Raw genomic sequence first — 25,778 nt, 5'->3', positions numbered from 1 at the left:
TTACGGGGCCTCAGCTGCCCCGATAGGTCGAGTACGCGAACGGGCTCAGCAGTAGGGGCACGTGGTAGTGGCGGGCGTCCGTGATCGTGAAGTCGACCGTCACGCTCGGATAGAAGCAGTCGGTGCCGAGAGCTGCGAAGTAGGCGCCGGTGTCGAAGGTGAGCGCGTAGGTTCCCGAAGCCAGCAGCTCGGGGCCGAGCCCCGCGCGACCGTCGGCATCCGTCACAGCGGTAGCGATGGTGTCGCCGGATGCGTCACGCAGCGTGACTGCGACGCCAGCAGCGGGGGTTCCGCTGGTCGTGTTCAGGATGTGGGTGGTCAGGTGCGCTGTCACGGTGTCACTCTCCGCTCGAGGGGTCGGGTTCGATGGCGGCGCGAAGGCGCAGCATCGCGATCTGGCGCAGTTGGTCGAGAGCCTCATCGACTTCGGCGTCAGGGGTGTTGTCCAGGCGCCGCTGCAGCTCGGCCAGGATGTCGTCGGGCGTGCGCCCGGCGGCACGGATGAGGAACACCCGCCCGAACCGGGCCTCGTACTCGGCGTTGCCGGCGGCGATCTGCTCGGCCACGAATGCCGCGGCATCCGTCATGGCTGACTGCTCGCGTCGCGAGGCGGCGGCTTCGGCGCCCTCGCCGCGCGGACGTTCGCCGATGCGGGGATGGTGGGCGAGTGCGGCATCCAGTTCGGGAAGACGCCACGTGCCGGCCAGTCGTGCTGCCGTGGCCTCGAGCTCGTCGACGGAGAAGAACGGGCGCGCGTCTGCGACGGCCTCGGCCCAGGCCGGGACGCGCGCCCACACCGACACGACCTCGATCGCCTCGGCCTCGGGCAGGTCATTGAAGTGCGTCAGCTCCATGCGGACACCGTAACGCGCTCGACCCGGCACGACGGCAGACGTGATCCGAAATGTTGGTACAGGTAACATGCGAGAAATGCGCGGATCATACGGTGACGGCATGTCGTCCCCGGCCATCGCCCTCGCGTCACGCCGGCTGTTCCTTGACGGCGGCTTCTCCGCCGCGACCGTCCTCGTCCGTGATGGCCTCATTGCGGGGATTGCTCCGTACGACCCGGATGCCGACCTCATCCTCTCTGACGACGAGGTGCTCCTACCGGGCCTCGTCGACTCGCATGTGCACCTGAACGAACCGGGCCGCACCGACTGGGAGGGCTTCGAAACCGGTACCGCCGCCGCTGCGGCGGGGGGTATCACCACCGTCGTCGATATGCCGCTGAACTCGCTGCCGGTCACGACGACCGTTGAGGCGCTGGCGACCAAGCGCGCCGCGACGGCCGGCAAGCTCGCCGTCGATGTCGCGTACTGGGGTGGCGCCGTGCCAGAGAACCTCGGGTCGCTGCGTCCCTTGTTCACGGCCGGGGTGGTGGGGGTGAAGTGCTTCCTCTCGCCCTCGGGGATCGACGAGTTCGGGCACCTGGATGCCGCCGCCCTGGAATCCGCGCTGACCGAGCTTGCGGCCTTCGACGGGCTGCTCATCGTTCATGCCGAAGACCCGGCGCACCTGCACGACGATCCGGCGATCGGCCGCAGTTATGCCCGGTTCCTCGCGAGCAGGCCCCCGATCAGCGAAGAATCGGCGATCGCCGCTGTCGCCGCTGCCGCGGGCCGCACCGGAGCGCGCGCCCACATCGTGCACGTCTCGGACGGGCACGCGCTCGATGTCATCCGCGAGGCGAAGGCCGCCGGCATCCGGCTCACCGCCGAGACCTGCCCGCACTATCTGACCCTGCGCGCCGAAGATCTTCCCGACGGATCGGGCACCGTGAAGTGCTGCCCGCCCGTGCGTGACGGCCACAACCAGGACCTGCTGTGGCAAGGCCTGCTCGACGGCACGATCGACGCGGTCGTCAGCGACCACTCCCCGGCAACTCGCGATCTCAAGGAGCGCGAAGACGGCGACCTCGGCCTTGCGTGGGGCGGGATCTCGGGGGTGCAGACCGGGCTGCGTGCCGTGTGGACCGAGGCATCCCGCCGAGGCATCCCGCTCGAGACCGTGATCCCGTGGTTCACGACCGGGCCTGCCGCAATCGCCGGCATCCGCAGCCGCGGTGTGATTCGGCAGGGCGCTCCCGCGCACCTGGTCGCGTTCGCGCCGGATGCGGCATCCGTCGTTCGCGCCGCTGACCTGGAGTATCGCAACAAGCTTTCGCCGTGGGACGGCGCGCTGCTGCGCGGCGCCGTACGCACGACCTGGGTCCACGGCGAGACGGCCTACACCGCGAACCGGGGGATCACAGGCCGTCACGGTCGTGAGATCCTGGCCACCAATCCCGCTTCGGACGAAGGAGCCCGATGACCACCTTCCCCTTCCCGATCCTCCAACCCGGTGTCGGCGAGATTCCCGGTGACCACTACCTGCGCTCCACACCCGAGACCGTGATGTGGGGGCGCCTGCCGTGTGTCACCGACACCGCGGTGCTCGCGGTCGCATCCGGCGAGACGGTGACCATCGACACGGTCAGCCACGAAGGCATCCTCGATGACCACGGCACCGACCCGGTGGCCTACTTCGGCAGCCACGGCATCCCCCGCGAGGCGGTGCTCGACGACGCCGTCGAGGTGGCCTCGGCGCTCACGCGAAACCCCGACACCGACGGCCCGCATGTCGTGACGGGGCCGATTCGGGTGACGGATGCCGAACCTGGCGATCTGCTGAAGATCACCGTGGTCAGCCTCGCACCCCGCGTGCCGTACGGCGTGATCTCGAACCGTCACGGCAAGGGCGCCCTGATCGGGGAACTGCCGCGCGGCGCGCACAACGTCAGCGTCTTCACTCCGGTCGAAGAGCGGCCCGAGGGCCTCGTCGGCGTGCTCCCGGTGACCGAGGGTGGCGAGGGTCGAATCGAGTTCCCGCTTGCACCCTTCCTTGGGATCATGGGGGTCGCGGTCGCCGACGACGAGCGCCCACACTCGGTTCCCCCCGGCCCGCACGGTGGCAACATCGACATCAAGCTGCTGACCGAGGGGTCGGTGCTCTACTTGCCGGTTCAGGTTCCGGGCGCGCTTGCGTACGTCGGTGATCCGCATTTCGCACAGGGAGATGGTGAGGTCGCGCTCACCGCGCTGGAGGCATCCCTGCGTGCGACGCTGCGATTCGAGGTGATCCCGCGCGAGGTCGCGCTCGCCGAGTTCGGACAGCTCGCTGGCCCCCTCGTTCGCACCGACGAGTATCTCGTTCCCACCGGCATGGATGTCGACCTCAACGTCGCGATGCGCAACGCCGTGCGCGCCGCGGTCAGTCTCATCGAGGCACGCTGGGGGCTCGATGAACACCTCGCGTACGCCTACCTGTCGGCAGCCACCGACTTCGACATCTCCCAGGTCGTGGATGTCGTGTGTGGGGTGCATGCCCGCATCCGTGAGGCCGACTTCGCGAAGGTGGACCGTGGCTGAGGCGACCCTGCCGCCGAGCGGCTTTCCTGACGACATCCCCGACGACCTGTTCACCGCCTTCGACGCCTATGAGCGCGCGATCCTCACAAATGACCTCGACGCGCTCGATGCCGCGTTCGCGCCGGGTCCCGAGACGATCCGTGCTGACGGTGCCGGGTTGCTCGTCGGCCACGACGCCATCAGCGCGTTCCGCGTCACCCGTGGCGGGGTCGCCCCGCGCACGATCGAGCGCCTCGAGTACCGGCCGCTTGGTCCCGGCATCGCGCTCCTGGTCGCTGAATCCCGCTTTCACGGCGGAGGGCGCGGCATCCAGACCCAGGTGTGGCAGCGCATCGACGGCCAGTGGCTGATCACGGCGGCCCACGTGACGCCCCGCACTCCCGCGTTCGATCGGTCGATCTGGCGCAGCGTCGGCGACCCGCTCTGGCAGGGTGCGTGGGAGGGGCCGCTTGCGGGCCTTACCGTGGCGGTGAAGGATCTCTTCGCCCTGACCGGTTTCCGCATCGGCGCCGGCAACCCCACCTACCTGCGTGAGGCGCGGGCAGAGAAGACCACGGCTCCCGCGCTTGCCGACCTCATCCGGGCCGGAGCGTCGGTCCGAGGACTCGCGCGCACCGACGAGTTCGCCTATTCGATCGCGGGTGACAACGCCCACTACGGCACGCCGCCGAACGCCGCGCTGCCGGGGGCTCTGCCCGGTGGTTCTTCCAGCGGGCCGGCCAGTGCCGTGGCCCTCGGGCAGGCGGATGTCGGCCTCGCGACCGACACTGCAGGATCCATCCGCGTCCCTGCGTCGTACCAGGGCTTGTGGGGTCTGCGAACGACGCACGGCCTCGTGCCCCGGCAGGGGATGCTCCCTCTCGCGCAGAGCTTCGACACCGTCGGGTGGTTGACGCGCGACGGCGCGACCCTGCAGCGGGTGGCCGAGTGGTGCCTGAGCTACGACGGGTCGGATTCCACCGAGAGCGTCTACGGCGAGTCCGGCGATGACCTGCCGTGGCGGTTCATCGTGCCCGACGAGGTGCTGGATGCCGCGGATGCGCCGACCCGTGAGGCTTTTGACTCTCTGGTCGCGCGGCTCGCGGCATCCGATGATCCCCCGCGTCTGGCGCGGGTCGAGATCGGCGACCTCGACGAGTACGTTGCACCCTTCCGGACGGTGCAAGGCGCCGAGGCGTGGCGCAACAACGGCGAGTGGCTGCGTGAGCATCCCGGCGCAGTGGGACCGGCCGTCGCCGAGCGCTTTCGGCTTGCCGCGTCGGTCTCTCCCGCGGCGGAGGCCGACGCTCGCGGGGCGCTCGCCCCGCTGCGTGAGAGCCTGCACCACCTCGTTCGTGACGCCGTGCTGCTGCTGCCGACCGTCCCGGGCCCCGCGCCGGCACGCACTGCCGCTCCCGCCGAGATCGACGCCACGCGCCTCTCGACCCTGCGGATGACGACCCCCGCCGCCGTCGCGGGGTTGCCTGCGCTCTCGATCCCGCTGCTCACGGTGCGCTCGCCCCTCGGCCCCGCGCCCGTCGGGGTGTGCCTGATCTCGCGCGCGGGCACCGATATCGCCCTTGTTCGCCTGGCCCGGCGGCTTGCGGCTCTCGTCGCGACCGACCCGGCCGAAAGGACCCTGACATGACCGACCAACCCCTGTCGACCATCCCCGGACCGATCGACCCGCCGCGCCGGCTCCTCATGGGCCCCGGGCCCGTGGATGCCTACCCCGGCGTGCTGCGCGCGATGTCGGCGCCGCTGGTCGGCCAGTACGACCCGTTCATGACGGCGACGATGACCGAGACCCAGGAGCTGTACCGCGGCGTCTGGGGCACGACCAACGACGCGACACTGCTGATCGACGGCACCTCGCGCGCGGGGATCGAGGCGGCGATCCTCTCGCTCATTCGTCCGGGGGACCGTGTGCTCGTCCCCATCTTCGGGCGGTTCGGGCACCTGCTCGCCGAGATCTCCGAGCGGGCGTTGGCCGAGGTGCACACGATCGAGACGGAATGGGGGCAGGTCTTCACGCCCTCAGCGATCGAGGAAGCGGTGGTTCGGGTCAAGCCCACCCTCCTCGCCCTCGTGCAGGGTGACACGTCCACGACGATGCTGCAGCCCCTCGATGAGATCGGCGAGATCTGCGCCCGCCACGGCGTGCTGTTCTACTCCGACGCGACCGCGTCCCTCGGCGGCAACCCGTTCGAGGCCGACGCGTGGGGGCTGGATGCCGCGACCGCGGGCCTGCAGAAATGCCTCGGCGGACCCTCGGGGTCGGCGCCGATCACTCTCAGTGACCGCGCCGTCGAGGTGATCTCGTCGCGCAAGAAGGTGGAGGCCGGCATCCGGGAACCCGGTGACCCGTCGTCGCCGGACTTCGTGCGCTCCAACTACTTCGATCTCGGCATGATCCTCGACTACTGGGGGCCACGGCGTCTGAACCACCACACCGAGGCGACCTCGATGCTCTACGCCGCCCGCGAGTGCGCGCGCCTGTTGCTGCTCGAGGGCCGCGATGCCGTCATCGCCCGTCACCGCCGCGTCGGGGCCGCGATGCTCGCCGGTGTTGAGGCGATGGGCCTGCGGGTCTTCGGCGACGTCTCGCACAAGATGAGCAACGTCGTCGCGGTCTACATCCCCGAGGGTGTGCCGGGCGACACGGCGCGCGCCGCGATGCTCGAGGACTTCGGGATCGAAATCGGCACCTCGTTCGGGCCGCTTCACGGCAAGGTCTGGCGCATCGGCACGATGGGCTACAACGCGCGCCCGGACGCCGTACTGCAAACCCTCGTCGCGCTCGAGGCCGTACTCCGCCGATTCGGTGCCGCGGTGCCGTCCGGTGCCGGCGTGGATGCCGCATCCGACGCTCTGGCAGGAAGCTGACGCATGCCCCTCCTCGAAGCATCCCCCGATCGCATCGCCGCCGCCGCCCGCCGGGTGATGGCGCGTTGCGACGAACTGGCACGCGTGAGCGCGCAGCCGGGAGAGATCGAGCGCGTGTACCTCTCGCCCGAGCATGCCCGGGTCAACCGGCTCGCCGCCGAGTGGATGCGCGAGGTCGGGCTGCGATCCTGGCAGGATGCCGCGGGCAACCAGCTTGGCCGCATCGAGCGCAGCACCGATCCCGATCCTTCAGCGCCGGCCCTCATGATCGGTTCGCACCTGGACACCGTGAAAGACGCAGGCCGGTTCGACGGCATCATCGGTGTGCTCATGGCCCTCGAAGTCGTTCGCCTGTTGCGCCAGGAAAGCGACGGGGTCTCCCGGGTGCCGCTGCCGTTCGCTGTCGAGGTCGCTGCTTTCTCGGATGAGGAGGGCACGCGGTTCGGCAAGGCGCTGCTCGGATCCTCTGCCGTTGCCGGTACCTGGAACGACGCCTGGTGGACGCTCGCCGATGAAGACGGCGTGACCCTGCGCGAGGCCTTCCGCGACTTCGGACTCGACCCGGGTCGGATCGGCGAAGCCGCGCGCAGACCCGACCATCTCGTCGCCTACCTCGAGGCGCACATTGAGCAGGGTCCCGAGCTCGATCGCGCCGGCGAACCGCTCGCCGTGGTGTCATCGATCGCCAGCGCCCGCCGCTTCCAGCTCACCGTCGAGGGCGAAGCCCGCCACGCCGGCGGCACGCCCTACGACATGCGGCGTGATGCACTCCTCGGTGCGAGCGAGGCCGCGCTCGCCGTCGAACGGATCTGCCGCAGCGAACACCACATCATCGGGACCGTCGGCCAGCTTGAGGCGTTTCCCGGCGCGGTCAACGTCGTGCCCGGGGAGGCGCACCTGAGTGTCGACCTTCGCGGTGAGCTGGATGGTGAACGCGACCGCGTCTGGGACGAAATCAGCCGCGAACTCGACGACATCATGGGCCGCCGAGGGTTGCGATGGCAGGCGCGCGAGGTGCACAACGCGCCGGCCGTGCGGTGTGGGCTCCTGTTGCAGGATGTCGTGCGCGAGGGCATCGTCCACGCCGCCCCGCGCCGCAGCGACGAGCCGCCCGTGATCTTCAGCCGCGCCGGGCACGACGCCATGGCGATCGGCTCGATCACGGATGTCGGGATGCTGTTCCTGCGGAACCCCGACGGCGTGAGCCACCACCCCGATGAAGCAGTGAGCGCGGCAGACGTTGCCCTCGGCATCCGTGCCCTGACCGAATCCGTGCTCCAGCTGGCCGCCGATCGTCCCTGACGTCCGGGTTTACTTTCAGTCGCGCCTTTCTGCGGGTTTCTCGAGCGCCACCCCGCTTTTTGGCGCGACTGAAAGTGGGGTCACTACTTTCGGTCGCGCCTTCCTGCGGGTCGCGTCAGCTCACACTCGCATCTCGGCGCGACCGAACACGGGGTGCTGCTGCGGTCGCGCCGATATGCGGGTTTGGCGGACGTGAGCTCACAAGAGGGCGCGACTGAAATTGAGGTTGACACGTTCGGTCGCGTCTTGGTGTGGAGTGTCGCCCCACGGGCGCGCAGGACGGCGCGACTGAAGCTGCGCAGCGAGGCAGGTCACGTATGCCAGCGACCCTGGTCAACGGCTCGACGGATGCGACGCACGAGAAGCTCGGGGGCCCCGAACACGTCTGCCTTGGTTACACGGATGACGCGCCAGCCGAGCTCGATCAGACGTTCCACGCGCGCGATGTCCTTTGCCCACTGCACGGGGTCGGTGAGGTGGTGTTCGCCCTCATACTCGAGTGCGAGAAGGATGCGCGGGAGGGCGAAGTCGACCTGCGCGATCCAGACATCTCCGTCGAACACGTCGAAGTTCGGCAAGAACCCGCTGAGACCGGCACGGCCGAGCAGTAAGCGCATCACCGACTCCGGGCGTGACCGGGAGCGCGGGTGGATCAGGGGCAGGGCATCGCGAAGGATGCCACCTCTGATGCGCCGGCCCGCGTCCGCCGCGAGCTGGAGGGAGGTGAGAGTGGTCAGCGGGGGCGGATCATCACGGTGCATCTTGTCGCGAATCACCGCATCGCCGGCAACCACGGCATCATCGACCGATCGGTAGCGCGAAGACAACATGGCCCAGGTCGCTGCTGGTGACGACACGGAGACTCCGAACTCCGGATGTCGCACGATTTCGCACATCCACGGACGCAGCGCGTGTCCGCGCACACCCTGGGACGCTGGTGCTCGCCGCGGCCAGATCACCGCAACGTCCAGCGTGCTGGCGCGCAGCATCCGCCGGGGAAGTGGCATCCCCCACAGGACGGCGGCCGAGATGTGGCTGAAGAACTCGTGCTCGGTCATGCGCTGCGCGTAGGCATCCATCGAATCGAGCAGACGGGTCTCGACCGTGTCGGGCGGGTCGGCGCGTAACTGCCGAACGCCCCGGAACGGGATATCGAGGTCGGACGCGCGAAGGCGGGACGGGGTGACTCCGCGTTGGCGGGCATGCTTCACCGAGAACGCAGTGCCAAGGTCCATGGGCAATTCGCTGGGGCGCACTTCTCAACCGTGAGGTTCGGGCGTCTGCCGGGGTGGCCGCACGATCCCATCGGGGAGAGATGCGTGCAGAGTCGGTTTGTGGAGGAGTCGACGGAGGCGCGGCGTCCGTGGGTACCCACGGCTCGAGAAGATACCCGCGCCGGTTCGGTCGCGCCGTTGTGTGGGTTCTGGGCTAGTGAAACCGCAGGAACGCGCGACTGAACGGATGGCCTGCGTGCATGCGGAGCCACCGTCCGGTTCGGTCGCGCCGTTGTGTGGGTTCTGGGCGAGTGAAACCGCGGGAACGCGCGACTGGACGGATGGCCTGGCGAGTCGAGGGTTGCGCGGATGCTGGCGCCAGCGGGCGTAGCAGCGGCGAAACATGGGAGCTGTAGCGTTGCGACACCCTCGCACCACCGGAGAACCTATGGCATCCCTACTTGTGACAGGCGCCCGACTCATCACCGTCGCCGCCGGCGCGGACAACCTCGGCTACCTCGACGAGGGCTGGATGCTCGTCGAAGACGGCATCATCGCCGCGACCGGAGCAGGCCAGCCGCCCGCAGGAACGACCGCCGACGAGACCCTCGACGTCGCCGGCGCGTTCGTCGCTCCCGGGTTCGTCTCGAGCCACAGCCACCTCTTCACGAGCGGACTGCGCGGGCTCGGCGCGAACGAGACCCTCTACGGCTGGTGCGACTCGATGCTCGGGTTCACCGCGAATCTGACCCCCGACGACATGTACTGGTCGACCCTGCACGGCTCGCTTGACTTCCTCGCCAACGGCGTCACGACCGCCTACAACTTCACCGACCCGCTGCAGGCGTGGGAATCGATGGTCGGCGGCAAGCGCCTCGGCGGCAACGCGCCGCTCCGGCCCGTCGAGTACCACACACGTCAGGCTGACGGATGCCGCGACGCGGGCCTCCGGTTCGTCGACGCGATCGGCATGGATGTCTCCACCGGCACTGACGACGAGATCTTCGCCCGCTTCGCTGCCGAGGTCGCCCACACCCGCGCGATGGACCCGACCCTCGCGCTTGGCGCCTCGATCATGGGCCAGGTGCAGTGGTCGCCGCGCCCTGAGGCTGCCGAGCTCGAGGTCGAGGCGATGCGCCGGTTCGGAGTGACCAATCAGGCGCACTTCCTCGAGTCGCCTGAGGCCGTGCCGCTGCAGCAGGCGAAGTTTGCGATGTACCAGGATGCCGGAGCCCTCGGTCCCGACATGATGTTCGGTCACTTCATCCAGACCACGCCCGAGATCATCCGCGCCACGGCCGAGGGCGGGGCGTCGATGTCATGGCAGCCGGCCTCCAACGGACGACTCGCGTCGGGTGTCGCGCTCGTTCCCGAGATGCTCGAGCTCGGCATCCGTGTCGGCATGGGCCTGGATGACCAGGCCTGCACCGACCTCGCCGACCCCTGGGGCAACATGCGCGCCGGCATCTTCATGCAGCGGGCCCGCACGAAGGACCCGCTGTCGATGACTCCCGAGACGGTGCTGCGTCTTCACACCCTGGGCGGCGCCGAGATTCTGGGCGTTGCCGACCGGGTCGGAAGCCTCGAGGTCGGCAAGTTCGCCGACTTCGTCGTTGTCGACCCACGGATGCCGGATGTCGGCCCGCTGTGGCACCCCGTGCGCACGTACGTGCTCTCGATGAGCCTGCGCAACCTGAAGCAGGTCTATGTCGGCGGGGTGCTCGCGAGCGAGAACGGCGTCTCGACGAACCCGCTCGCTGCCGAGGCGTCAGCCCGCATCCACGCCGACCTGCCGGCCCGCGCTACCCAGTTCGGACACCCGCGCTGAGCCGCCCGCGCCGGAGTGGCCCGCGCTAGGCCGAGGCGCACGGAACGCACATCGTCGCCGTTGGAATGACCTCGAGCCGCGCCGCCGGAATCGGCTGCCCGCACCGGATGCAGCTGCCGTAGGTGCCCGCGTCCACGCGCTCCAGCGCATCGATCACCGCTGCGCGGTCGCGCACCGCCGCGTCCCGGAGTGCCTCCACGCGCTGCCACTCGCCCGAGAGCGTTGACCCCTCCGGGTCGTGCTCGTCGTCGGCTGTCGCGTCAGCGCGGTCGGCGCGCAAGGACGCGGCATCTGCGTCGAGCCGCGCGAGCTGATCATCCACGGCGCGCAGGCGCTCGGTCAGCACGGTGCGATTCACGCCCCGAGGCTACGCCGCGCCACCGACGTTCGGACGTGCGTTCGGCCCGAAGCTGCTGTCGCAATCTCGAAGAAACACCCGGATGATAGGCAGGAGTCCGGGAGGTGAGCATGCGAGAGATCCTCGATCCGGCTGCGGCCTGGGTCACCGAGGAGCGTCAGTTCGCGCTCGCGGTGCTCGTATCGGCACAGGCGAGCTCGCCGCGCGAAGTCGGTGCCGCGATGGTTGTGGATGCCGATGGCGTCGTCTTCGGCAACGTCTCGGCGGGCTGCGTCGACGGCGACGTGCACGACCTATGTGTCCAGGCGATCGAGACTGGCGAGTCCACCCGCGTCCGCTATGGCATCTCTGACGAGACCGCGTTCGAGGCGGGCCTGAGCTGCGGCGGCGTCATCGACGTCCTGGTGCTCCCCGTTCTTCCTGGCACGCCGGCAGCTGCGGCGATCACCGACCTTCACGCCGCCATCCTGCGGCGCGAGCCGTGCGCGCTAGGCATCTTCACGGCCGGACCCGGCACCGGTGAGCTTCTGCTTGCCCGCGAGAGCGTGGATGCCGCCGCAGTGACCGATCCCGGCATCCGTGGCGCTCTCGTCGCCGACCTGGCGCGCCTTCGCACCGATGACCACGCCCTGACCCTTCGGTACGGAACTGACGTCGACCCGCTCGAGGTGCTGGGCGTCCCGTTCCCGCATGCACCACGCCTGATCATCATCGGGGCCGTCGAGTTCTCGGTCGCCCTCAGCAGGTTGGGCGCGGCATCCGGATTCGAGGTCAGTGTTTGCGACCCCCGGGATGCCTTCGCCGCCCCCACGCGCTTTCCCGACGCGCACGAGGTCGTGCACGAGTGGCCTCACGACTACCTCGCGCGCACCCCGATCGATGCGCGCACGGCGATCTGCGTGCTCACCCACGACCCTCGGTTCGATGTGCCCGCGCTCACGATCGCCCTGCGCAGTCCCGCCGCGTATGTTGGCGCGATGGGCAGCCGCCGCACCCATGACGACCGCGCTCGCCGGCTCGCCGAAGCCGGAGTAACGGATGCCGAGACCGAGCGCCTGCGTTCCCCGATCGGCCTCGCCCTCGGAGGCCGCACCCCTGAGGAGACCGCGCTGTCGATCCTGGCCGAGATCGTGATGGTGCGCTCGGGTGGACGCGGTGAAGCTCTGCGGGACGCGACCGGGCCAGTGCATCCCGCACTGTCAACACCCGACGTGCCGAGGTCACAGCCGGGCGCGGAAGAGGGCATCGCCTGCGCACCCGGCGCCGGTACCGTCGTGCCTCGCTGAGCGCGCTGCCTGCATCACGCAGCTGTTCGCCGCTTCCGCGCATTCGGTAACGCGGACGAAACAGTCCGGCGAGTGTTCATGAAATCTACATCTCGTACGGTCGGACTCGACGACCCGACGAGTCCCGTAGTCGTGCGTCACCGAGTGTCCCATTCATCCGCAATCAGGAGACGCAGCACATGACATCTCTTTCCTCCCGAATCGTGCGCCGGTCAGCCATGGCCGTCGCAGCCGTCGCCGTGTCGGCGCTCGCATTGAGCGCTTGCGCCAGCGGTGGCGAGTCCACCCCGGCTGAATCCAGCAGCGGCGACGCTGCGGAAGGCTTCGGCACCCTTGCCGTTCAGCTCAGCTGGATCAAGAACGAAGAGTTCGCCGGCGACTTCTTCGCCATGGAGAACGGTTACTACACCGAGGCCGGATTCGACGAGGTCACGCTCACGCCTGGTCCTTCGACCGGTGCTGCCGAGCTCATCTCGGGCACGGCTGATGTCGCCTTCTCCGACGCCGTCTCGATCGGCTCGGTTGTCGCAGCCGAAGGTGCGCCGCTGAAGATCATCGGCTCGGTTTACCAGAAGAACCCCTTCACGATCCTTTCGCTGGCAGACGGCGGCAACATCACCACGCCCGAAGACCTCAAGGGCAAGAAGATCGGTGTTCAGGACTCCAACACCGCCCTGTTCAAGGCTCTGCTTGCCGCCAACGGCATCGACGAGTCCGAGCTCGAGATCGTGCCCGTGCAGTACGACCCGGCGCCGCTGACCAACGGCGAGGTCGATGGCTTCATGGCCTACCTGACCAACGAGGCGATCACGGTCGCAGCGTCCGGCTTCGATGTCGCCAACCTGCCCTTCGCTGACAACGGCCTGCCGTTCGTTGCCGAGACCATCACCACGACCGACGACATGATCGCGAACGACCGCGAGAAGCTCAAGGCGTACCTGGTCGCCGAGATCAAGGGCTGGACCGACGCGGTCAACGACCCCGCAGAGGGCGCTCGCCTGGCCTACGAGATCTACGGAGCCGACCTCGACCTGAACCCCGAGAACTCGATTGCCGGTTCGATCGCGCAGTCCGAGGAGCTCGTCGTCTCGCCCGACACCGAGGAGTTCGGCCTCTTCTGGATCACTCCGGAGCTGCAGGAAGCGACCCTCGCCAGCCTCGCCGGCGCCGGCATCGAGCTCGAGGCAGCCGACCTGTTCGACCTGTCGCTGCTCGAAGAGGTCTACGCCGAGAACCCCGACCTGATCGCTTACGCGGGCTGATCAGAAACACGCAAGGAGAATCCATCGTGACCGAACCCACCGCATCCGGTTCAGTACTCACGACGGGCTCTGCCGAGACCGGTGCCCAGGGCGAGTCCCTGGGCACCGGCCTGCAGATCTCCGGACTGAACAAGGTCTTCACCACCGGAAGAAAGACCGTCACGGCGCTGCAAGACGCCAACCTTCACACTGAGCAGGGAACCTTCCTCTCCCTCCTCGGACCCTCAGGATGCGGAAAGTCAACGATCCTGCGCATCCTCGCCGGTCTCGAACAGCCCACCAGCGGAACAACCCGCGTGGACGGGAAGAGCCCGAAGGAACTGCGCAAAGAGAACAAGCTCGGCATCGCCTTCCAGGACTCAGCGCTGCTGCCCTGGCGCAGCGTGCTGTCGAACATCCGGCTCCCCTTCGAGATCGCGGGGGCCTCCGTCGACAAGGCGTACGTCGACGAGATGATCGCCCTGGTCGGCCTCAAGGGCTTCGAGAAGGCCAAGCCGGCACAGCTGTCGGGCGGGATGCGCCAGCGCGTGTCTATCGCGCGGTCGCTGATCATGAAGCCCGAGGTTCTGCTCTTCGACGAGCCGTTCGGTGCCCTCGATGACATGACGAGGCAGAAGCTCAACCTCGAGCTGTTGCGCATCTGGACCGAGAAACCTGCGACGACGCTGCTGGTGACCCACGGTATCTCGGAGGCGATCTTCCTCTCCGACCAGGTCGCGGTCATGAGCCCGCGCCCCGGTCGGGTCAAGGAGGTCATGACCATCGACCTCCCGCGTCCGCGCACTCCCGAGATGATGCGCACCCCTGAGTTCCACGCCTACGTCGACCAGGCATCCGAGTTGCTGTTCGGTGCCGGAGGAGCAGCGGCGGATGACCACTGAGAACCCCACGCGCGGGCGCGCGATCGAGTGGGAGGACTTCCGTCTTCCCCCATGGGTGATCGGTGTCATCGGTGGCATCGGCATCATCCTGCTGTGGTGGATCCTTGCCGCCACCGTCTTCTCGAACGTTGGGCCCTCCGGCGCCAGCGCCATTCCCACGCCGTTCCAGGTCATCCAGATCATGATCGAGACGGGGCCGCAGTACTACCTCAACAACTTCGCGGTGACCCTCGCCGAGGCCGGCATCGGCTACCTCTGGGGCAACGGACTGGCCCTGCTGCTGTCGGCGTTCGTGCTTCTCGTGCCGCGGCTCGAGGGCGTCGCTATGCAGCTCGCGATCCTCACGTACTGCATCCCGATCGTCGCGATCGGCATGCTCGCGGTCATCGTCATCACTCCTCCCAAGGTCGGTGAGCCCAGTGGCACAGCGATCCTGCTCGCTGCGCTGTCGGTGTTCTTCACGACGGTCGTCGGCGCACTTCTCGGCCTGAAGTCGGCCGACAAGTCGAGCCTCGACCTTGTCACGGTCTATGGCGGATCGAAGTTCACCCAACTCGTGAAAGTGCGGCTGATCGCGGCGCTCCCGGCCACGCTCAGCGCGCTGCAGATCGCGGTGCCCGCCGCCTTCCTCGGCGCGGTTCTCGGTGAGTTCTTCGGCAAGATCGAGGTCGGCGTGGGTCTCGCGATGATCCTCGCCCAGCAGGCCTCGAATGGACCGCAGGTGTGGGCGCTGGCGCTTCTCAGCGGCGGCGTCGCGCTTCTCGGGTTCGCGCTCGTCGGGTGGATCGCCAAGGCGATCGCCCCCTGGTCGAAGGGACGTTGACGATGGCGCAAATCACTCTCACCGGGGCTACCGACGTCCAGACCGAAGCAGCAAAGCTCAACGCCAAGCTGCGTTCCCAGTCCACCCGCGCGGTGCTTCGTGCACTGGGCTGGTCGACTCTCACCTTCCTCCTGACGATCGTCGCCGTTCTGGTGATCTGGGTCGGGCTGCTCTGGGCGCTCCAGCTCTCACCCCTGATCGCCAAGGGCCCGGTCGACGTCTGGAACTACCTCTTCACCGTCCCGGCCGCCGAAGCCAACCGCGCGATGCTCATGGGCAACCTCGCGGTCACCCTCGGGGATGCCGCGATCGGGTTCGTTGCGGGCCTCGTCGTCGCCCTCGTGGCGGCCGTCGCGTTCGAACTGAACAAGGGCATCGAGCACGCTCTGATGCCAGTCGCGATGCTTCTGCGGTCTGTGCCACTGATCGCGATGGCACCGGTCATCATCCTGATCTTCGGACGTGACTTTTGGACGGTGGCCGTCATCGGTGGCATCGTCGTGCTCTTCCCGGCTCTCGTGAACATCTCATTCGGTCTCAAATCCGCGCCGCCGATGATGAATGACCTCGTGGATGTCTACGGCGGGGGAGCATTCACGAAGCTCCGCAAGGTCGCCTTCCCCTCTTCGCTTCCCGCCTTCTTCGCCGCCGTGCGCATCTCGGTTCCCGGTGCCATCACCGGAGCGCTGCTTGCCGAATGGCTCGCGGTCGGCGGCGGTATTGGTGGATCGATCGGCGGATTCATCCCGCAGGCGCAGTTCGCAGCGTTGTGGGCATCCGTCGTGGCGGTCACCGCCGCATCGCTCGTGCTCTACAACCTCATCCAGATCGTCGAGGATGTCGTGCTGGCACGCATGGCGATGCACCCGCAGAAGGGCATCTGAGCGCATCATGGCACCACCCGAGCTGGCGAGCTTTGCCCGCGGGCTTCCGAAGGCCGAGCTGCACCTTCATCTGGAGGGGACGCTCGAGCCGGAGATGATGTTCGCGCTCGCGAAGCGCAACGGCCTGACCCTGCCCTATAGCGATGTCGCAGCCGTGAAGGCTGCGTATGACTTCACCGATCTCACGAGCTTTCTCGCGGTGTACTACCCCGCGATGGGTGTGCTGCAGACCGCTGACGACTTCCATGACCTCGCCTGGGCGTACCTGCTGAAAGCGAAGGAGCAGGGCGTTGTGCACGCCGAACTGTTCTTCGATCCGCAGGCGCACACCGGTAGAGGCATCCCGTTCGGGACGGTGATCGGTGGCTATCGGCGAGCGATCGTGCGCGCTCAGGCTGAGCTCGGCATTTCGGCGGAGCTGATCCTGTGCTTCCTGCGCGATCTCTCGGCCGAGCACGCGATGTCGACACTGCTCGAAGCACTGCCGTATCGGCACTGGATCGTCGGCGTGGGCCTCGACTCTGACGAGCGCGACAACCCGCCCGCGAAGTTCGCGGCAGTGTTCGAGCGGGCACGGGCCGAAGGGTTCCTCGTCACGATGCACTGCGACATCGACCAGCCCGGGTCTATCGAGCACATCCGACAAGCGCTGGAGTTCGGCGTCGACCGCATCGACCACGGCACCAACATCGTCGAAGACCCCGCGCTCGTCGCGACAGTGCTCGAGCGCGGCATCGGCCTCACCTGCTGCCCGGTATCGAACTCCTTCGTCACCGAGCAGATGAAGTCCGATGAGATCGTCTCGCTGCTTCGCGCCGGTGTGCGAGTGACCATCAACTCCGACGACCCCGCCTACTTCGGCGGTTACGTCGGTGACAACTACGTCGCGCTTGCAGATCAGGCAGGGCTTTCGGCATCCGATCTCGTGGAGCTCGCCCGCAACTCGTTCCACGCCTCGTGGCTCACTCCCGCGCGCCGGTCCGCCTACCTCGCACGGATCGATGAGTACGCGAGTGCGGCCGGGGTACGCTCAGCCGCATGAGCATGCCCGACGGTCTCGACGAGCGTGCAGCAGGCGCTCGTCTGGGAAGCCACATCCGGATGCTGCGCAAGACCCGCGGCCTGACCCTCGTGCAACTGGCCGAGCGCACCGAACTCTCGCATCCGTTCCTCAGCCAGCTCGAGCGCGGGCTCGCCCAGCCGAGCCTGGGGTCGCTGCGACGAATCGCGGTTGCGCTGGAGACGAGCCCGATCGAGCTGATCGCTGCGGCAGACGCACCAGACGAGTCGGGTTCGTTCGTCGAGGTGAGCCGCCCCGGCGAGGGGGAGATCCCCGAGGGCTTCGCATCGGGGACGGCGCGGATGCTGGCGCAACGCGCGCGCACGTTCCATCCGATGGAGGTCGTCTCTGACAGCCTGGAGCCGGGCGAGCGATTCATCCACGCCGAAGACGAGTTCCTCTACGTGATCGAAGGCCACGTGCGCATCGAACTCGGCGACCAGACGTGCGATCTCGACCCGGGGGCATCGGTCTACTACACCGGCGGCACCACGCACCGGTGGTGGTCAGCCGACGGAGAGCCCTATCGACTGCTCGTCGTGAAGCAAGTTCCGGGGCGCGCCGCGCCTCGCACGTCCGGAGAGGGGCCCGCGTGATCTCGTACGCCGACTACCTGCGCCTGTTACCGAAGACCGAGTTGCACTGCCACTTCGCGTCGACGATGAGCGCCGAGCTGTTCATCGAACTGGCGGCGAAGCACAGTGTCGAGCTGCCGACGACGGACCCCGACACGCTGTTCGACTTCGCCGACCTGGTGGACTTTCTCGTTGCATTCCGATTCGCGCATGATGTGCTGCGTGATCCCGAGGACTTTGAGCGCGTCGCCTATGACGGGGTTGCGTCAGCCGTCGCCGATGGGAATTTGCGCTACCGCGAGTACTACGTGAACCCCCAGTACTTCGCCGATCGCGGCCTCAGCTATGCCGAGGTGATCGACCCGATCATCGCGGGGCTGGCGCGCGCCGAGAAAGACTTCGGCGTCGGGTTCCGCATCGTCGTCGCCATCAATCGGCGCGCTGACGCGGCATCCGCTGTCGACCTGGTGCGCGAGATGATCGCGCATCCCCGGCCCGAGGTGGTCGGGCTCGGGCAGGACGATCTGACCCCCGAGAACACGGAAGACCCAGGACGATTCGTCGCGGCGTACGCGCTGGCACGCGAGCACGGCTTTCTCTTGACGGCGCACGTCGGCGAGACCGATCACGCGACTCCGGATGCCGTCCGCGTCGCCATCGATGACCTCGGCTGCGACCGCCTCGATCACGGGTACCGCATCGTCGACGACCCGGCAATCGTGGCCCTCGCCCGCGAACGGGGAATCGGCTTCGCGGCGACGCCCCTGTCGACGACGATCTGCTCGGGGTGGACGATCGATGAAGCCCACCGCATCCGTCGCATGATCGATGCCGGGCTCGCGGTGAACGTCTCGACCGACGACGCGATGTTCTTTCGCACCGACATCGGCCGCGAGTACACCGAGGGCCTGCGCCTCATGGGCGTGACCCCCGACGAGGCCAAGCAGATCGCCCTCAACGGCATCGACGCGGCGTTCTGCGATGAGGTGCAGAAGGAGCGGCTGCGCGCAGAGTTCCGGGGAGCCTTCCGCGCGCTGGATGCCGTGCTGGACACTGCTACCGCCTAGCATCCGTTGCCCTGCGAACCCGCGCCTTCATTTCGGTCGCGCCGTATTGCGGGTGGCTGGCGTGTCGAGTGACATGAAGGCGCGACTGATCTGAGGGTGCTTCATTTCGGTCGCGCCGTATTGCGGGTGGCTCGCCTGCTGAGTGACATGAAGGCGCGACTGAACGCGGATGCCGACCCTGTCGCGGTCAGGACTTCGAACCGGTGAGCGCGAGCGCGCCGCCGAGGCCGATCATCATCACGCCGCCGGTCGCGGAGAGCGTCGAGATGCGCCGGGGCGAGCGAGCGAACCATGCGCGTGCGGTGCCCGCGGCAAGCGCCCAGATGCTGTCGGATGCCAGCGCCAGCGCCTCGAAGACGAGTCCGAGCAGCAGGAGTTGCACCCACACCGGGCCCGTCGCCGGGTCGACGAATTGCGGGAGCACTGCGACGAAGAAGGCGATCGTCTTCGGGTTGGTGAGCCCGACGATGAAGCCTTCGGCCAGGAGCGTGCGGGTGCGTGCGGGGCGCTGCTGGATGCCGGGGATATGGGCATGACGGTGGCGGATCGCCTGGATGCCGAGGTAGACGAGGTAGAGCGCACCGACGATCTTGATCACGGTGAACGCGACGACCGACGACGCGACGATCGCCCCCACCCCGAACGCGACAGCGATGATCGCGGGGATCGTGCCGAGCGCGTTGCCGACGACGCTGAGCACACCGGCGCGGCGGCCGAGAGCGATGGCGCGTCCGATGACGAACAGCACGCTCGGCCCGGGGATCACGATGATCACCAATGACGTCAGCATGAACGTCAGCAGGTTCTCGATCGGGATCATGTACGAACGCTATCGCGCCGGTGTTTCGTGCGGAGTACGCCCGCGTGGACGAGGTGGGTCACACCTCACCCGGCGACCACCAACTCGGCGGCGCGCTCGGCGATCGCGACGGTCGGGGCCTGCGTATTCGCGGTCGGGATGATCGGCATGACCGAGGCATCCGCGACCCAGAGGCCCTCGAGTCCTCGCACACGCAGCCCGAGGTCGACCACGGCCAGCTCGTCGGTGCCGATGCGGGCGGTGCCGACGCCGTGGAAGAAGCTCCCGACGTTCTCGCGCACGAACTGCACGCGCTCGGCGCGATCGGTCATCGACGGCGGAGGCGTCAATGGCTCCGGATGCAGGTCGGCATACGCGGGGCCGGCGACGAGTTCTTGCGCGACATCCATCGCCTCGACCATCGCGACGAGATCCTTCGGGTCGGCGAGGTAGTTCGGCTGGAACTCGGGCGGCACCGCAGGATCAGCCGATCGCACGCGCACCCACCCGACCGAGCGCGACCCGTAGAGCCCCGGCACGAGCGCGAACATTCGATCGCCGCCGAGGTCGTAGCGTGCGTGCAGGGCCTCGTCGCCCCGCGAGCCGTGCGCGATGACGGTGTGCAGGTCGGGTCCGCGCTCGGCGTAGGAGCTCCGCCAATTGAGCATCGTGCCGCCGCCGTTGCCGATCACGGGGCCGAGCCCGTCGCGGGCGCGGAAGTTCACGCCCAGCACGAGCGGGTGGTCCTGGAAGTTCTCGCCGACACCGGGCAGGGCGTGGTGGGCACGGATGCCGGCCGCAGCCAGTCGCGCCGGATCCCCGATCCCCGACAACTGCAGCAGGCGCGGGGTGTCGAAGGCGCCGGCAGTCAACACGATGCGGTCGGCGGACGTTGTCACTTCGCGACCGTCGATGAGGTGCGTGACGCCGGTCGCGCGGGAACCGTCGAGGTCGATCCGGTGCACGGGACTGTCGACGAGCACGTCGAGGTTCGGCCGCGTCAGCGCCGGCTCGAGGTAGGCGCGGGCGGTGCTCCAACGCTCGAACGATCCGTCGGGGCCCTCAACCGCGTTGTAGTCGGCGAACACGGCGCCTTCGTTCGACGGGCCGTTGGCGTCATCCAGCACGGGCAGTCCTCGGGCGGCGGCGGCGTCGAGCAGCGCGGTCGCGATCGGATGCACGCGAGACAGCGGAGCGACGCGCACCGGTCCGTCCAGGCCCCGGTAGGCGGGGTCGCCGCCGGGCCGGGTCTCGGAGCGGCGGAAGTAGGGGAGAAGGTCGTCGTAGCCCCAGCCGGTGGCGCCGGCATCCGCCCACGCGTCGTAGTCGGCGCGGGCGCCCCGGTACCAGAGCATCGCGTTGGTCGACGAGCTGCCGCCGAGCACGCGCCCGCGGGGCATCGCGATCGCGCGCCCCAGCACGTGCGGAGTCGGTGCCGAGCGGTAGCCGTAATCGAGGGGGCCACCGATGAGGGCGTCCCAATGCGCGGCATCCAGGACCTCGGCAAGGCCCCGGTGGTCGGGACCGGCTTCGATCAGCAGCACCCGCGCGTCGGGGTTCTCGCTCAATCGCGCGGCCAGCACGCATCCGGCAGCGCCGGCGCCCACGACGAGATAGTCGTAGGCGCCGGTCGGGGCAGCGACGACAGCCATCAGCCGCGGCCCATCAGTTGTGCTCGCTGGGGCCCATGATCGTGATGCCCTCGATCTTCTCGACGTGGCGCACGAAGATGTACTTGTCTTCGCGGCCGTCCGAGTGCTTGCGCTTGATGCCCGGCTGCAGGATGCCGTCGGTCTTCGCGACCACGATGTAGGGCTCGGTCGCGGCAAGGCCCGCGGCGCAGTGCTCGTCGAACTCCTCGAGCGTGTGCGCCGTGAACGCGTTCTCGACACCGGCGCCGCGGGCGATCGCGGCGAGGTCGACGCGTCCCTTCGCGGTGTGGGTCGCGGGCCCGCCGATCGACTGGTACTGCTCGTTGTCCCACACGACGATGAAGAGGTTCGCAGGTCTCTCGTTACCGAGGGTCGCGAGGATGCCGAGGTTGAAGAGCAGCCCGCCGTCGGTGTCGAGTGAGACGATCTGCCGGTGGGGAAGGCCGACGGCGAGGCCAAAGGCTTCACCGCTGACGCATCCGAGTTGCTGCTGGAACAGGCTCGCCTCGCGCATGTGCGGGGCGGCGTTGTACCACTCGTCGACGGCGCCGCCGAGGGACAGGATGACGAGGGCGTCGTCGGTGAGGCGCTTGCCGAGAAGCTCCATGGCCTCGAATCTGCTGTAGCTCATCGGACGAGCCCTCCTCCCAGGACGACGGCGGCGTGGTAGTACGACGAGTAGGCGGTTTCGTAGGCATCCACGACCGCCTGCTCGATCTCGTCGACCTCGCGCACGATGCGGTACGGGGTGCGGAGGGCCCCGAGCAGCGGCTCCATCGTGATGCCGTGGGGGATCGCCCACCAGTTGTTCTCGCCGAGCTCGCCCCGGTAGCTCATGATCATGACGACCGGGATGCCGGCACCCAGGCCCAGGCGCGCGAGGTGTTCGGTCGCGGCGCGCAGTCCCGAGTTCTCCATGACGAGCACGGCGCGCTTGCCCGAGAGGAACACGCCCCCGGCGATCGCGGCGCCCTCGCCCTCGTTGGTGACGGGGATCGTCCGGATGTCGGGGTCGGCATCCAGCGCGGGGTACAGCTCCTTCAGGAGCGAGTCGGGCAGGTAGGTCGCGACGGAGACCCCGGCGCGCTTGAGGCCACGGATCACCGCCTCGACGGCTTCGGCTTTCATACGTGCAGTCCTTCGGGTTGGGGGTGGCGTCTCGGCGTTATGGTGTTTCTGCAGCCCCCCTTCGCTTGCCGCAACACGCCGTGTGCTGGTGGGATGCGGTGCGTTTTGGGGCAAACGAAGGTGGGTTGTCTGGTCTGGGGTCTCGGTCGTTCCCTTTCGTTTGCCGCAACACGCCGTGTGCTGGTGGGATGCGGTGCGTTTTGGGGCAAACGAAGGGGGGGTCATGGGGCAGTCGCCGCGAGCGGGTCGGTGACGGATGCCTCGGCTGAGGCATCCGCGGCGCTCGCGGTGAGGCGGTGGGCGCGATGGGTGGGGGCGAGGCGCGGCGAGCCCGAGAGGCGCTCGCGCAGGGTCGCCCCCTCCGGGGTTCCCGCGCGACCGCGCTCGATCAGGATCGGCAGCACGAGGTCGATGAACGCCTGGTACGACGCCGGCCCGCCGAACGTCGGCTCGAGCATGATGCCGTCGATGCCGGATCCGTCGACGATCGCGATGATCTCGTCGGCGACCTGCTCGGGCGATCCGGTGATCTGGAACCCGCGGATCGCCTTGGTGCGGAACTGGTCGAGCACCGCCCGCACCCGGATGTCGGGATCGGTGCGCGCGTACCGGTTGATGAGCGTCTGCCCGAGGTCGGTGTGCAGGTCGGCAACGCGCGTGTCGGGGTCGATGCCGGTGAGGTCGATCCCCGTGATCCCGGCGAACATGACTGCCGCGTCATCCAGGCCCAGCACTGCCTCGTACTCGGCGCGCAGGGCCCGGGCCTCGGCCTCGGTGGGGGCGACGGTGACCGTCATCCCCGTGATGACCTTTACATCTTCGGCGCGCCGGCCCTGTGCCATGGCCTGCGCGCGAATGTCGGCGACGTGGGCTGCGGCGGTCGGAATCGACTGCCCCTGGATGAAGACGGCCTCGGCGTTGCGGGCGGCATACGCGCGCCCGCGGTCGGAGGTTCCAGCCTGGAACAGCACCGGCGTCCGCTGCGGGGTCGGCGGCACGGCGAAGATGCCCTGTGCCCGCTGGTAGGTGCCGTCGACCTCGACGCGGTGCAGCATGCCCGGGTCGGCATACACCCCGCGGGAGCGGTCGCGAACCTCGGCATCCTCGTCCCAGGAGTGCTCCCAGAACCGCAGGCAGGTGTCGAGGAACTCGTCTGCGGCGTCGTACCGCTCGTCGTGGCTGAGCTTCTGCGTCACGCCGAACAGCTCGTCGGTCGTGGCCTGCGACGAGCCGGTCACGACGTTCCAGCCGATGCGTCCGGCGGTGAACCGGTCGAGGGTCGCGAATCGCCGGGCGGTGCCGTAGGGCTTCTCGACCGTCGTTGGCGAGGTGACGACGAACCCGAGCTGGCTGGTCGCGTGCGCAAGCGCCGGGATGGCGAGCATCGGGTCAAGGGCCGGGAACTGGATGCCGTGAGCGGCGACTTCGTCAGGCATCCGTCCGTCGAGGGTGGCGTAGCCGTAGGTGTCGGCGAAGAAGAGGAAGTCGAAGCCGGCGGCATCCAGCATCGTCGCAAGGCCCAGCCAGTAGGAGAGGTCGTCCCAGTCGTCGCCGCGGCCGCGGGGGTCGGTCCAGGTCGGCATCCCGTTGTTGGGGTTCATCATCTCGAACGCGCCGAGCAATATGCGCTTCGGGGAATCTGCGCTCACAGCACCATCACCACCGTCTTCGTCTCTAGATAGTTCTCGAGGCCCTGCGGGCCGTTCTCGTAGCCCCAGCCCGATTCCTTGTGGCCGCCCTTGGGGAGTTCGGGGCCGAGGAAGGAGTGGCAGTTGACCCACACGGTGCCGGCTTCGAGCTGCGCGGCGATGCGGTGGCCGTTGCTGAGGCCTTCGGTCCAGACGCTCGCGGCCAGGCCGTAGGGGGAGTCGTTGGCCCACTCGACCACCTCGTCGAGGTCATCGAACGGAGTGACGACGGCGACGGGGCCGAAGATCTCTTCGCGCATGAGGCGCATCTGCGGGGTCACGTCGGTGAGCACGGTGGGCGTATAGAAGGTGTCGGCCTCACGGATGCCGCCGCTCACCACCCGCGCACCCTCGGCGCGGCCCTCGTCGACGTAGCCGGCAACCCGGTCGGCCTGCGCTTTGCTGACGAGGGGCCCGAGGTCGGTGCCTTCGGCGAGGCCGTGGCCAAGGTGCAGGCCGGTGCCGAAGTCGGCCATCCCGGCTATGACGTCGTCATAGACATCCCGGTGCGCGTAGATGCGGGCGCTCGCGACGCACACCTGGCCGCCGTTGTCGAAGATGCCGCGCGAGACGCCTTCGATCGCGGCGGGCAGGTCGGCGTCGGGCATGATGATCGACGGCGACTTGCCGCCAAGTTCCAGGGTGAGGCGGGCAAGCCGCGTGCCGGCCGACTGCACGAGGCGTTTGCCGACGGCGGTCGAGCCCGTGAAGGCGATCTTGTCGACATCCGGATGCTCCGCCAAAGCCTGCCCGGCCTCGTGACCGTAGCCGGTGACGATGTTGAGCACCCCGGCGGGCAGGCCCGCCTCGAGCATGAGTTGGCCGAGGTAGATCGCGGTGAGGGGGGTGTTCTCGGCGGGCTTGAGCACGATCGTGCAGCCGGCGGCGAGGGCGGGCGCGAGCTTCATGGCCGTCATGATGAGCGGCGAGTTCCACGGCACGATCGCGCCGACGACGCCGACCGGCTCGCGGCGCGTGTAGGCGAAGACCTCTTTGCCGGGAGGGGTGCGCGAGAGCGACGTGGGGATCGTGTCGCCGAGGATCTTCGTCGGCCAGCCCGCGTAGTACCGGAACTGATTGATCGCCGCCGGCACCTCGCCGAACCGCGAGGTGCGCAGCGACTTGCCCTGGTCGAGCGTCTCGAGCTGCGCGAGGTCGTCGAGGTGCTCGGTCATGAGGTCAGCGATGCGCCACAGCAGCGCGCCGCGGTCGGCGGGCCGCATCTCGCGCCAGGCCGACGAGCGCAGAGCGCCCTTCGCGGCACGGACCGCTCTGTCGACATCCGGCGCGGTGCCGCGAGCAACTTCGGCGAGGGCTGCGCCGGTGGCCGGGTCGATCGTGATGAAGGTCGCGCCATCGGATGCCGGGAGCCAGTCGCCGTCGATCAGTAGCTCCGTGCGCCCCGACGCCAGAAACTCCTGCACGCGCGGGCGCAGGATGAACTCGTCAGTGTTCGTCACACCGCGATGCTACGGGGCAATCATTGATTGCTCATGGCTATCACGTTTCGTGGGTGTTTCGAGGGTTGGGGGGGCGGCGGTCACCAGAGAACGTCGCGTCTCCGCACCGGGTCCAAAGCGTCAGGCCTCGCATCGAGGCTACGGGCGCGTCGCTGCCTAAGCCTCGATCCACCGATGAGCCGTGGGTGTGCCGGGGCGGCATGATCGGGGCGCGGTGACGCGTCGAGGGCAGGGTT

At 68.4% G+C, this 25,778-nt stretch carries 24 protein-coding genes; 14 read left to right on the top strand and 10 right to left on the bottom strand.

Going from position 1 to position 25,778, the window contains the following annotated elements:
* Nucleotides 1-10 precede the first annotated feature (10 nt).
* Nucleotides 11-334 (bottom strand): hydroxyisourate hydrolase, encoded by a 324-nt coding sequence (gene uraH / locus ACQVDU_RS12285; protein ID WP_443477288.1) that lies wholly within the window; start codon nucleotides 332-334, stop codon nucleotides 11-13.
* 4 nt (nucleotides 335-338) lie between these two features.
* Nucleotides 339-854 carry a 2-oxo-4-hydroxy-4-carboxy-5-ureidoimidazoline decarboxylase gene (uraD, locus tag ACQVDU_RS12280; protein WP_443477287.1) on the bottom strand — a complete coding sequence of 172 codons (516 nt, stop codon included), beginning with the start codon at nucleotides 852-854 and terminating at the stop codon, nucleotides 339-341.
* Nucleotides 855-954: 100 nt separating this feature from the next.
* On the opposite strand from uraD, the gene allB reads away from it, so the two are divergent.
* The 5 genes from allB to ACQVDU_RS12255 are packed head-to-tail and all read left to right on the top strand — an operon-like array spanning nucleotide 955 to nucleotide 7,577.
* Entirely contained in the window at nucleotides 955-2,313 is a 1,359-nt protein-coding gene (gene allB / locus ACQVDU_RS12275; protein WP_443477286.1) for an allantoinase AllB, read from the top strand.
* Complete coding sequence (locus tag ACQVDU_RS12270) at nucleotides 2,310-3,410, top strand: acetamidase/formamidase family protein (RefSeq protein WP_443477285.1); 1,101 nt, start codon at nucleotides 2,310-2,312, stop codon at nucleotides 3,408-3,410. The genes allB and ACQVDU_RS12270 overlap by 4 nt, the downstream gene beginning before the upstream one ends.
* Nucleotides 3,403-5,037 carry an AtzH-like domain-containing protein gene (locus tag ACQVDU_RS12265; RefSeq protein WP_443477284.1) on the top strand — a complete coding sequence of 545 codons (1,635 nt, stop codon included), beginning with the start codon at nucleotides 3,403-3,405 and terminating at the stop codon, nucleotides 5,035-5,037. Before ACQVDU_RS12270 ends, ACQVDU_RS12265 begins: the two co-directional genes overlap by 8 nt.
* A complete protein-coding gene (locus ACQVDU_RS12260; RefSeq protein ID WP_443477283.1) occupies nucleotides 5,034-6,275 on the top strand; it encodes a pyridoxal-phosphate-dependent aminotransferase family protein in 1,242 nt (413 codons plus the stop codon). Before ACQVDU_RS12265 ends, ACQVDU_RS12260 begins: the two co-directional genes overlap by 4 nt.
* Nucleotides 6,276-6,278: 3 nt before the next feature.
* The gene (locus tag ACQVDU_RS12255; RefSeq protein ID WP_443477282.1) at nucleotides 6,279-7,577 is read left to right on the top strand and encodes an allantoate amidohydrolase; all 1,299 of its coding nucleotides are present in this window, start codon (nucleotides 6,279-6,281) and stop codon (nucleotides 7,575-7,577) included.
* A gap of 311 nt (nucleotides 7,578-7,888) precedes the next feature.
* Here ACQVDU_RS12255 and ACQVDU_RS12250 read toward each other — a convergent pair whose 3' ends face one another.
* Nucleotides 7,889-8,812, bottom strand: coding sequence for an endonuclease domain-containing protein (locus ACQVDU_RS12250; RefSeq protein ID WP_292712817.1), 924 nt, complete (start codon nucleotides 8,810-8,812; stop codon nucleotides 7,889-7,891).
* 427 nt (nucleotides 8,813-9,239) lie between these two features.
* Here ACQVDU_RS12250 and ACQVDU_RS12245 point away from each other — a divergent pair, with 427 nt between their 5' ends.
* Entirely contained in the window at nucleotides 9,240-10,619 is a 1,380-nt protein-coding gene (locus ACQVDU_RS12245; protein ID WP_443477281.1) for an amidohydrolase family protein, read from the top strand.
* A gap of 25 nt (nucleotides 10,620-10,644) precedes the next feature.
* Here the strand turns inward: ACQVDU_RS12245 and ACQVDU_RS12240 are convergent, their stop codons facing one another.
* Complete coding sequence (locus ACQVDU_RS12240; RefSeq protein ID WP_443477280.1) at nucleotides 10,645-10,977, bottom strand: TraR/DksA family transcriptional regulator; 333 nt, start codon at nucleotides 10,975-10,977, stop codon at nucleotides 10,645-10,647.
* 110 nt (nucleotides 10,978-11,087) lie between these two features.
* Between ACQVDU_RS12240 and ACQVDU_RS12235 the strand changes: the two genes are divergently transcribed.
* The 8 genes from ACQVDU_RS12235 to add all read left to right on the top strand — a co-directional run bounded on the left by ACQVDU_RS12235 (nucleotide 11,088) and on the right by add (nucleotide 18,815).
* Nucleotides 11,088-12,263: an XdhC family protein gene (locus ACQVDU_RS12235; protein WP_443477341.1), complete on the top strand. Its 1,176-nt coding sequence runs from the start codon at nucleotides 11,088-11,090 to the stop codon at nucleotides 12,261-12,263.
* Nucleotides 12,264-12,442: 179 nt separating this feature from the next.
* Entirely contained in the window at nucleotides 12,443-13,525 is a 1,083-nt protein-coding gene (locus ACQVDU_RS12230; RefSeq protein ID WP_443477279.1) for an ABC transporter substrate-binding protein, read from the top strand.
* A gap of 98 nt (nucleotides 13,526-13,623) precedes the next feature.
* Nucleotides 13,624-14,406, top strand: coding sequence for an ABC transporter ATP-binding protein (locus ACQVDU_RS12225; protein ID WP_292729345.1), 783 nt, complete (start codon nucleotides 13,624-13,626; stop codon nucleotides 14,404-14,406).
* Complete coding sequence (locus tag ACQVDU_RS12220) at nucleotides 14,396-15,229, top strand: ABC transporter permease (RefSeq protein WP_292712827.1); 834 nt, start codon at nucleotides 14,396-14,398, stop codon at nucleotides 15,227-15,229. The genes ACQVDU_RS12225 and ACQVDU_RS12220 overlap by 11 nt, the downstream gene beginning before the upstream one ends.
* A gap of 2 nt (nucleotides 15,230-15,231) precedes the next feature.
* On the top strand, nucleotides 15,232-16,113 hold the full coding sequence (locus ACQVDU_RS12215) for an ABC transporter permease (RefSeq protein WP_443477278.1): 882 nt from the start codon (nucleotides 15,232-15,234) through the stop codon (nucleotides 16,111-16,113).
* 7 nt (nucleotides 16,114-16,120) lie between these two features.
* Nucleotides 16,121-17,155, top strand: coding sequence for an adenosine deaminase (locus ACQVDU_RS12210; RefSeq protein ID WP_443477277.1), 1,035 nt, complete (start codon nucleotides 16,121-16,123; stop codon nucleotides 17,153-17,155).
* A complete protein-coding gene (locus ACQVDU_RS12205; protein WP_292712831.1) occupies nucleotides 17,152-17,769 on the top strand; it encodes a helix-turn-helix domain-containing protein in 618 nt (205 codons plus the stop codon). The genes ACQVDU_RS12210 and ACQVDU_RS12205 overlap by 4 nt, the downstream gene beginning before the upstream one ends.
* Nucleotides 17,766-18,815, top strand: a complete 1,050-nt coding sequence (add, locus tag ACQVDU_RS12200; protein WP_443477276.1) for an adenosine deaminase — start codon at nucleotides 17,766-17,768, stop codon at nucleotides 18,813-18,815. The genes ACQVDU_RS12205 and add overlap by 4 nt, the downstream gene beginning before the upstream one ends.
* Before the next feature lie 187 nt (nucleotides 18,816-19,002).
* Here add and ACQVDU_RS12195 read toward each other — a convergent pair whose 3' ends face one another.
* From ACQVDU_RS12195 to ACQVDU_RS12170, 6 genes are all read right to left on the bottom strand, one after another.
* Nucleotides 19,003-19,635, bottom strand: a complete 633-nt coding sequence (locus tag ACQVDU_RS12195) for a LysE family translocator (protein WP_292712833.1) — start codon at nucleotides 19,633-19,635, stop codon at nucleotides 19,003-19,005.
* A 65-nt stretch (nucleotides 19,636-19,700) separates the two neighbouring features.
* Nucleotides 19,701-21,266 (bottom strand): GMC family oxidoreductase, encoded by a 1,566-nt coding sequence (locus tag ACQVDU_RS12190; RefSeq protein ID WP_443477275.1) that lies wholly within the window; start codon nucleotides 21,264-21,266, stop codon nucleotides 19,701-19,703.
* A gap of 13 nt (nucleotides 21,267-21,279) precedes the next feature.
* Nucleotides 21,280-21,897, bottom strand: coding sequence for a thiamine pyrophosphate-dependent enzyme (locus ACQVDU_RS12185; RefSeq protein WP_443477274.1), 618 nt, complete (start codon nucleotides 21,895-21,897; stop codon nucleotides 21,280-21,282).
* Complete coding sequence (locus ACQVDU_RS12180; RefSeq protein ID WP_443477273.1) at nucleotides 21,894-22,394, bottom strand: thiamine pyrophosphate-binding protein; 501 nt, start codon at nucleotides 22,392-22,394, stop codon at nucleotides 21,894-21,896. Before ACQVDU_RS12180 ends, ACQVDU_RS12185 begins: the two co-directional genes overlap by 4 nt.
* A gap of 221 nt (nucleotides 22,395-22,615) precedes the next feature.
* Complete coding sequence (locus ACQVDU_RS12175; protein ID WP_443477272.1) at nucleotides 22,616-24,043, bottom strand: NtaA/DmoA family FMN-dependent monooxygenase; 1,428 nt, start codon at nucleotides 24,041-24,043, stop codon at nucleotides 22,616-22,618.
* Nucleotides 24,040-25,542, bottom strand: a complete 1,503-nt coding sequence (locus ACQVDU_RS12170) for an aldehyde dehydrogenase family protein (protein ID WP_443477271.1) — start codon at nucleotides 25,540-25,542, stop codon at nucleotides 24,040-24,042. The genes ACQVDU_RS12175 and ACQVDU_RS12170 overlap by 4 nt, the downstream gene beginning before the upstream one ends.
* Nucleotides 25,543-25,778: the final 236 nt, after the last annotated feature.

It is taken from the genome of Microbacterium sp. F2 (assembly GCF_052274505.1).
In the GTDB taxonomy this organism is placed as follows: domain Bacteria; phylum Actinomycetota; class Actinomycetes; order Actinomycetales; family Microbacteriaceae; genus Microbacterium.
Note: the sequence above shows the minus strand (reverse complement) of the source record. Positions and strands in the feature narration are given on the sequence as shown.

Coding starts and splice junctions, on each gene's coding strand:
- ACQVDU_RS12205 (WP_292712831.1), top strand. CDS start 17,152: ATGAGCATGCCCGACGGTCTCGACGAGCGTGCAGCAGGCGCTCGTCTG.
- ACQVDU_RS12250 (WP_292712817.1), bottom strand. CDS start 8,812: ATGGACCTTGGCACTGCGTTCTCGGTGAAGCATGCCCGCCAACGCGGA.
- uraD (WP_443477287.1), bottom strand. CDS start 854: ATGGAGCTGACGCACTTCAATGACCTGCCCGAGGCCGAGGCGATCGAG.
- ACQVDU_RS12195 (WP_292712833.1), bottom strand. CDS start 19,635: ATGATCCCGATCGAGAACCTGCTGACGTTCATGCTGACGTCATTGGTG.
- ACQVDU_RS12210 (WP_443477277.1), top strand. CDS start 16,121: ATGGCACCACCCGAGCTGGCGAGCTTTGCCCGCGGGCTTCCGAAGGCC.
- ACQVDU_RS12180 (WP_443477273.1), bottom strand. CDS start 22,394: ATGAAAGCCGAAGCCGTCGAGGCGGTGATCCGTGGCCTCAAGCGCGCC.
- ACQVDU_RS12230 (WP_443477279.1), top strand. CDS start 12,443: ATGACATCTCTTTCCTCCCGAATCGTGCGCCGGTCAGCCATGGCCGTC.
- ACQVDU_RS12185 (WP_443477274.1), bottom strand. CDS start 21,897: ATGAGCTACAGCAGATTCGAGGCCATGGAGCTTCTCGGCAAGCGCCTC.
- ACQVDU_RS12235 (WP_443477341.1), top strand. CDS start 11,088: ATGCGAGAGATCCTCGATCCGGCTGCGGCCTGGGTCACCGAGGAGCGT.
- ACQVDU_RS12190 (WP_443477275.1), bottom strand. CDS start 21,266: ATGGCTGTCGTCGCTGCCCCGACCGGCGCCTACGACTATCTCGTCGTG.
- ACQVDU_RS12255 (WP_443477282.1), top strand. CDS start 6,279: ATGCCCCTCCTCGAAGCATCCCCCGATCGCATCGCCGCCGCCGCCCGC.
- ACQVDU_RS12215 (WP_443477278.1), top strand. CDS start 15,232: ATGGCGCAAATCACTCTCACCGGGGCTACCGACGTCCAGACCGAAGCA.
- ACQVDU_RS12270 (WP_443477285.1), top strand. CDS start 2,310: ATGACCACCTTCCCCTTCCCGATCCTCCAACCCGGTGTCGGCGAGATT.
- ACQVDU_RS12245 (WP_443477281.1), top strand. CDS start 9,240: ATGGCATCCCTACTTGTGACAGGCGCCCGACTCATCACCGTCGCCGCC.
- allB (WP_443477286.1), top strand. CDS start 955: ATGTCGTCCCCGGCCATCGCCCTCGCGTCACGCCGGCTGTTCCTTGAC.
- ACQVDU_RS12220 (WP_292712827.1), top strand. CDS start 14,396: ATGACCACTGAGAACCCCACGCGCGGGCGCGCGATCGAGTGGGAGGAC.
- ACQVDU_RS12260 (WP_443477283.1), top strand. CDS start 5,034: ATGACCGACCAACCCCTGTCGACCATCCCCGGACCGATCGACCCGCCG.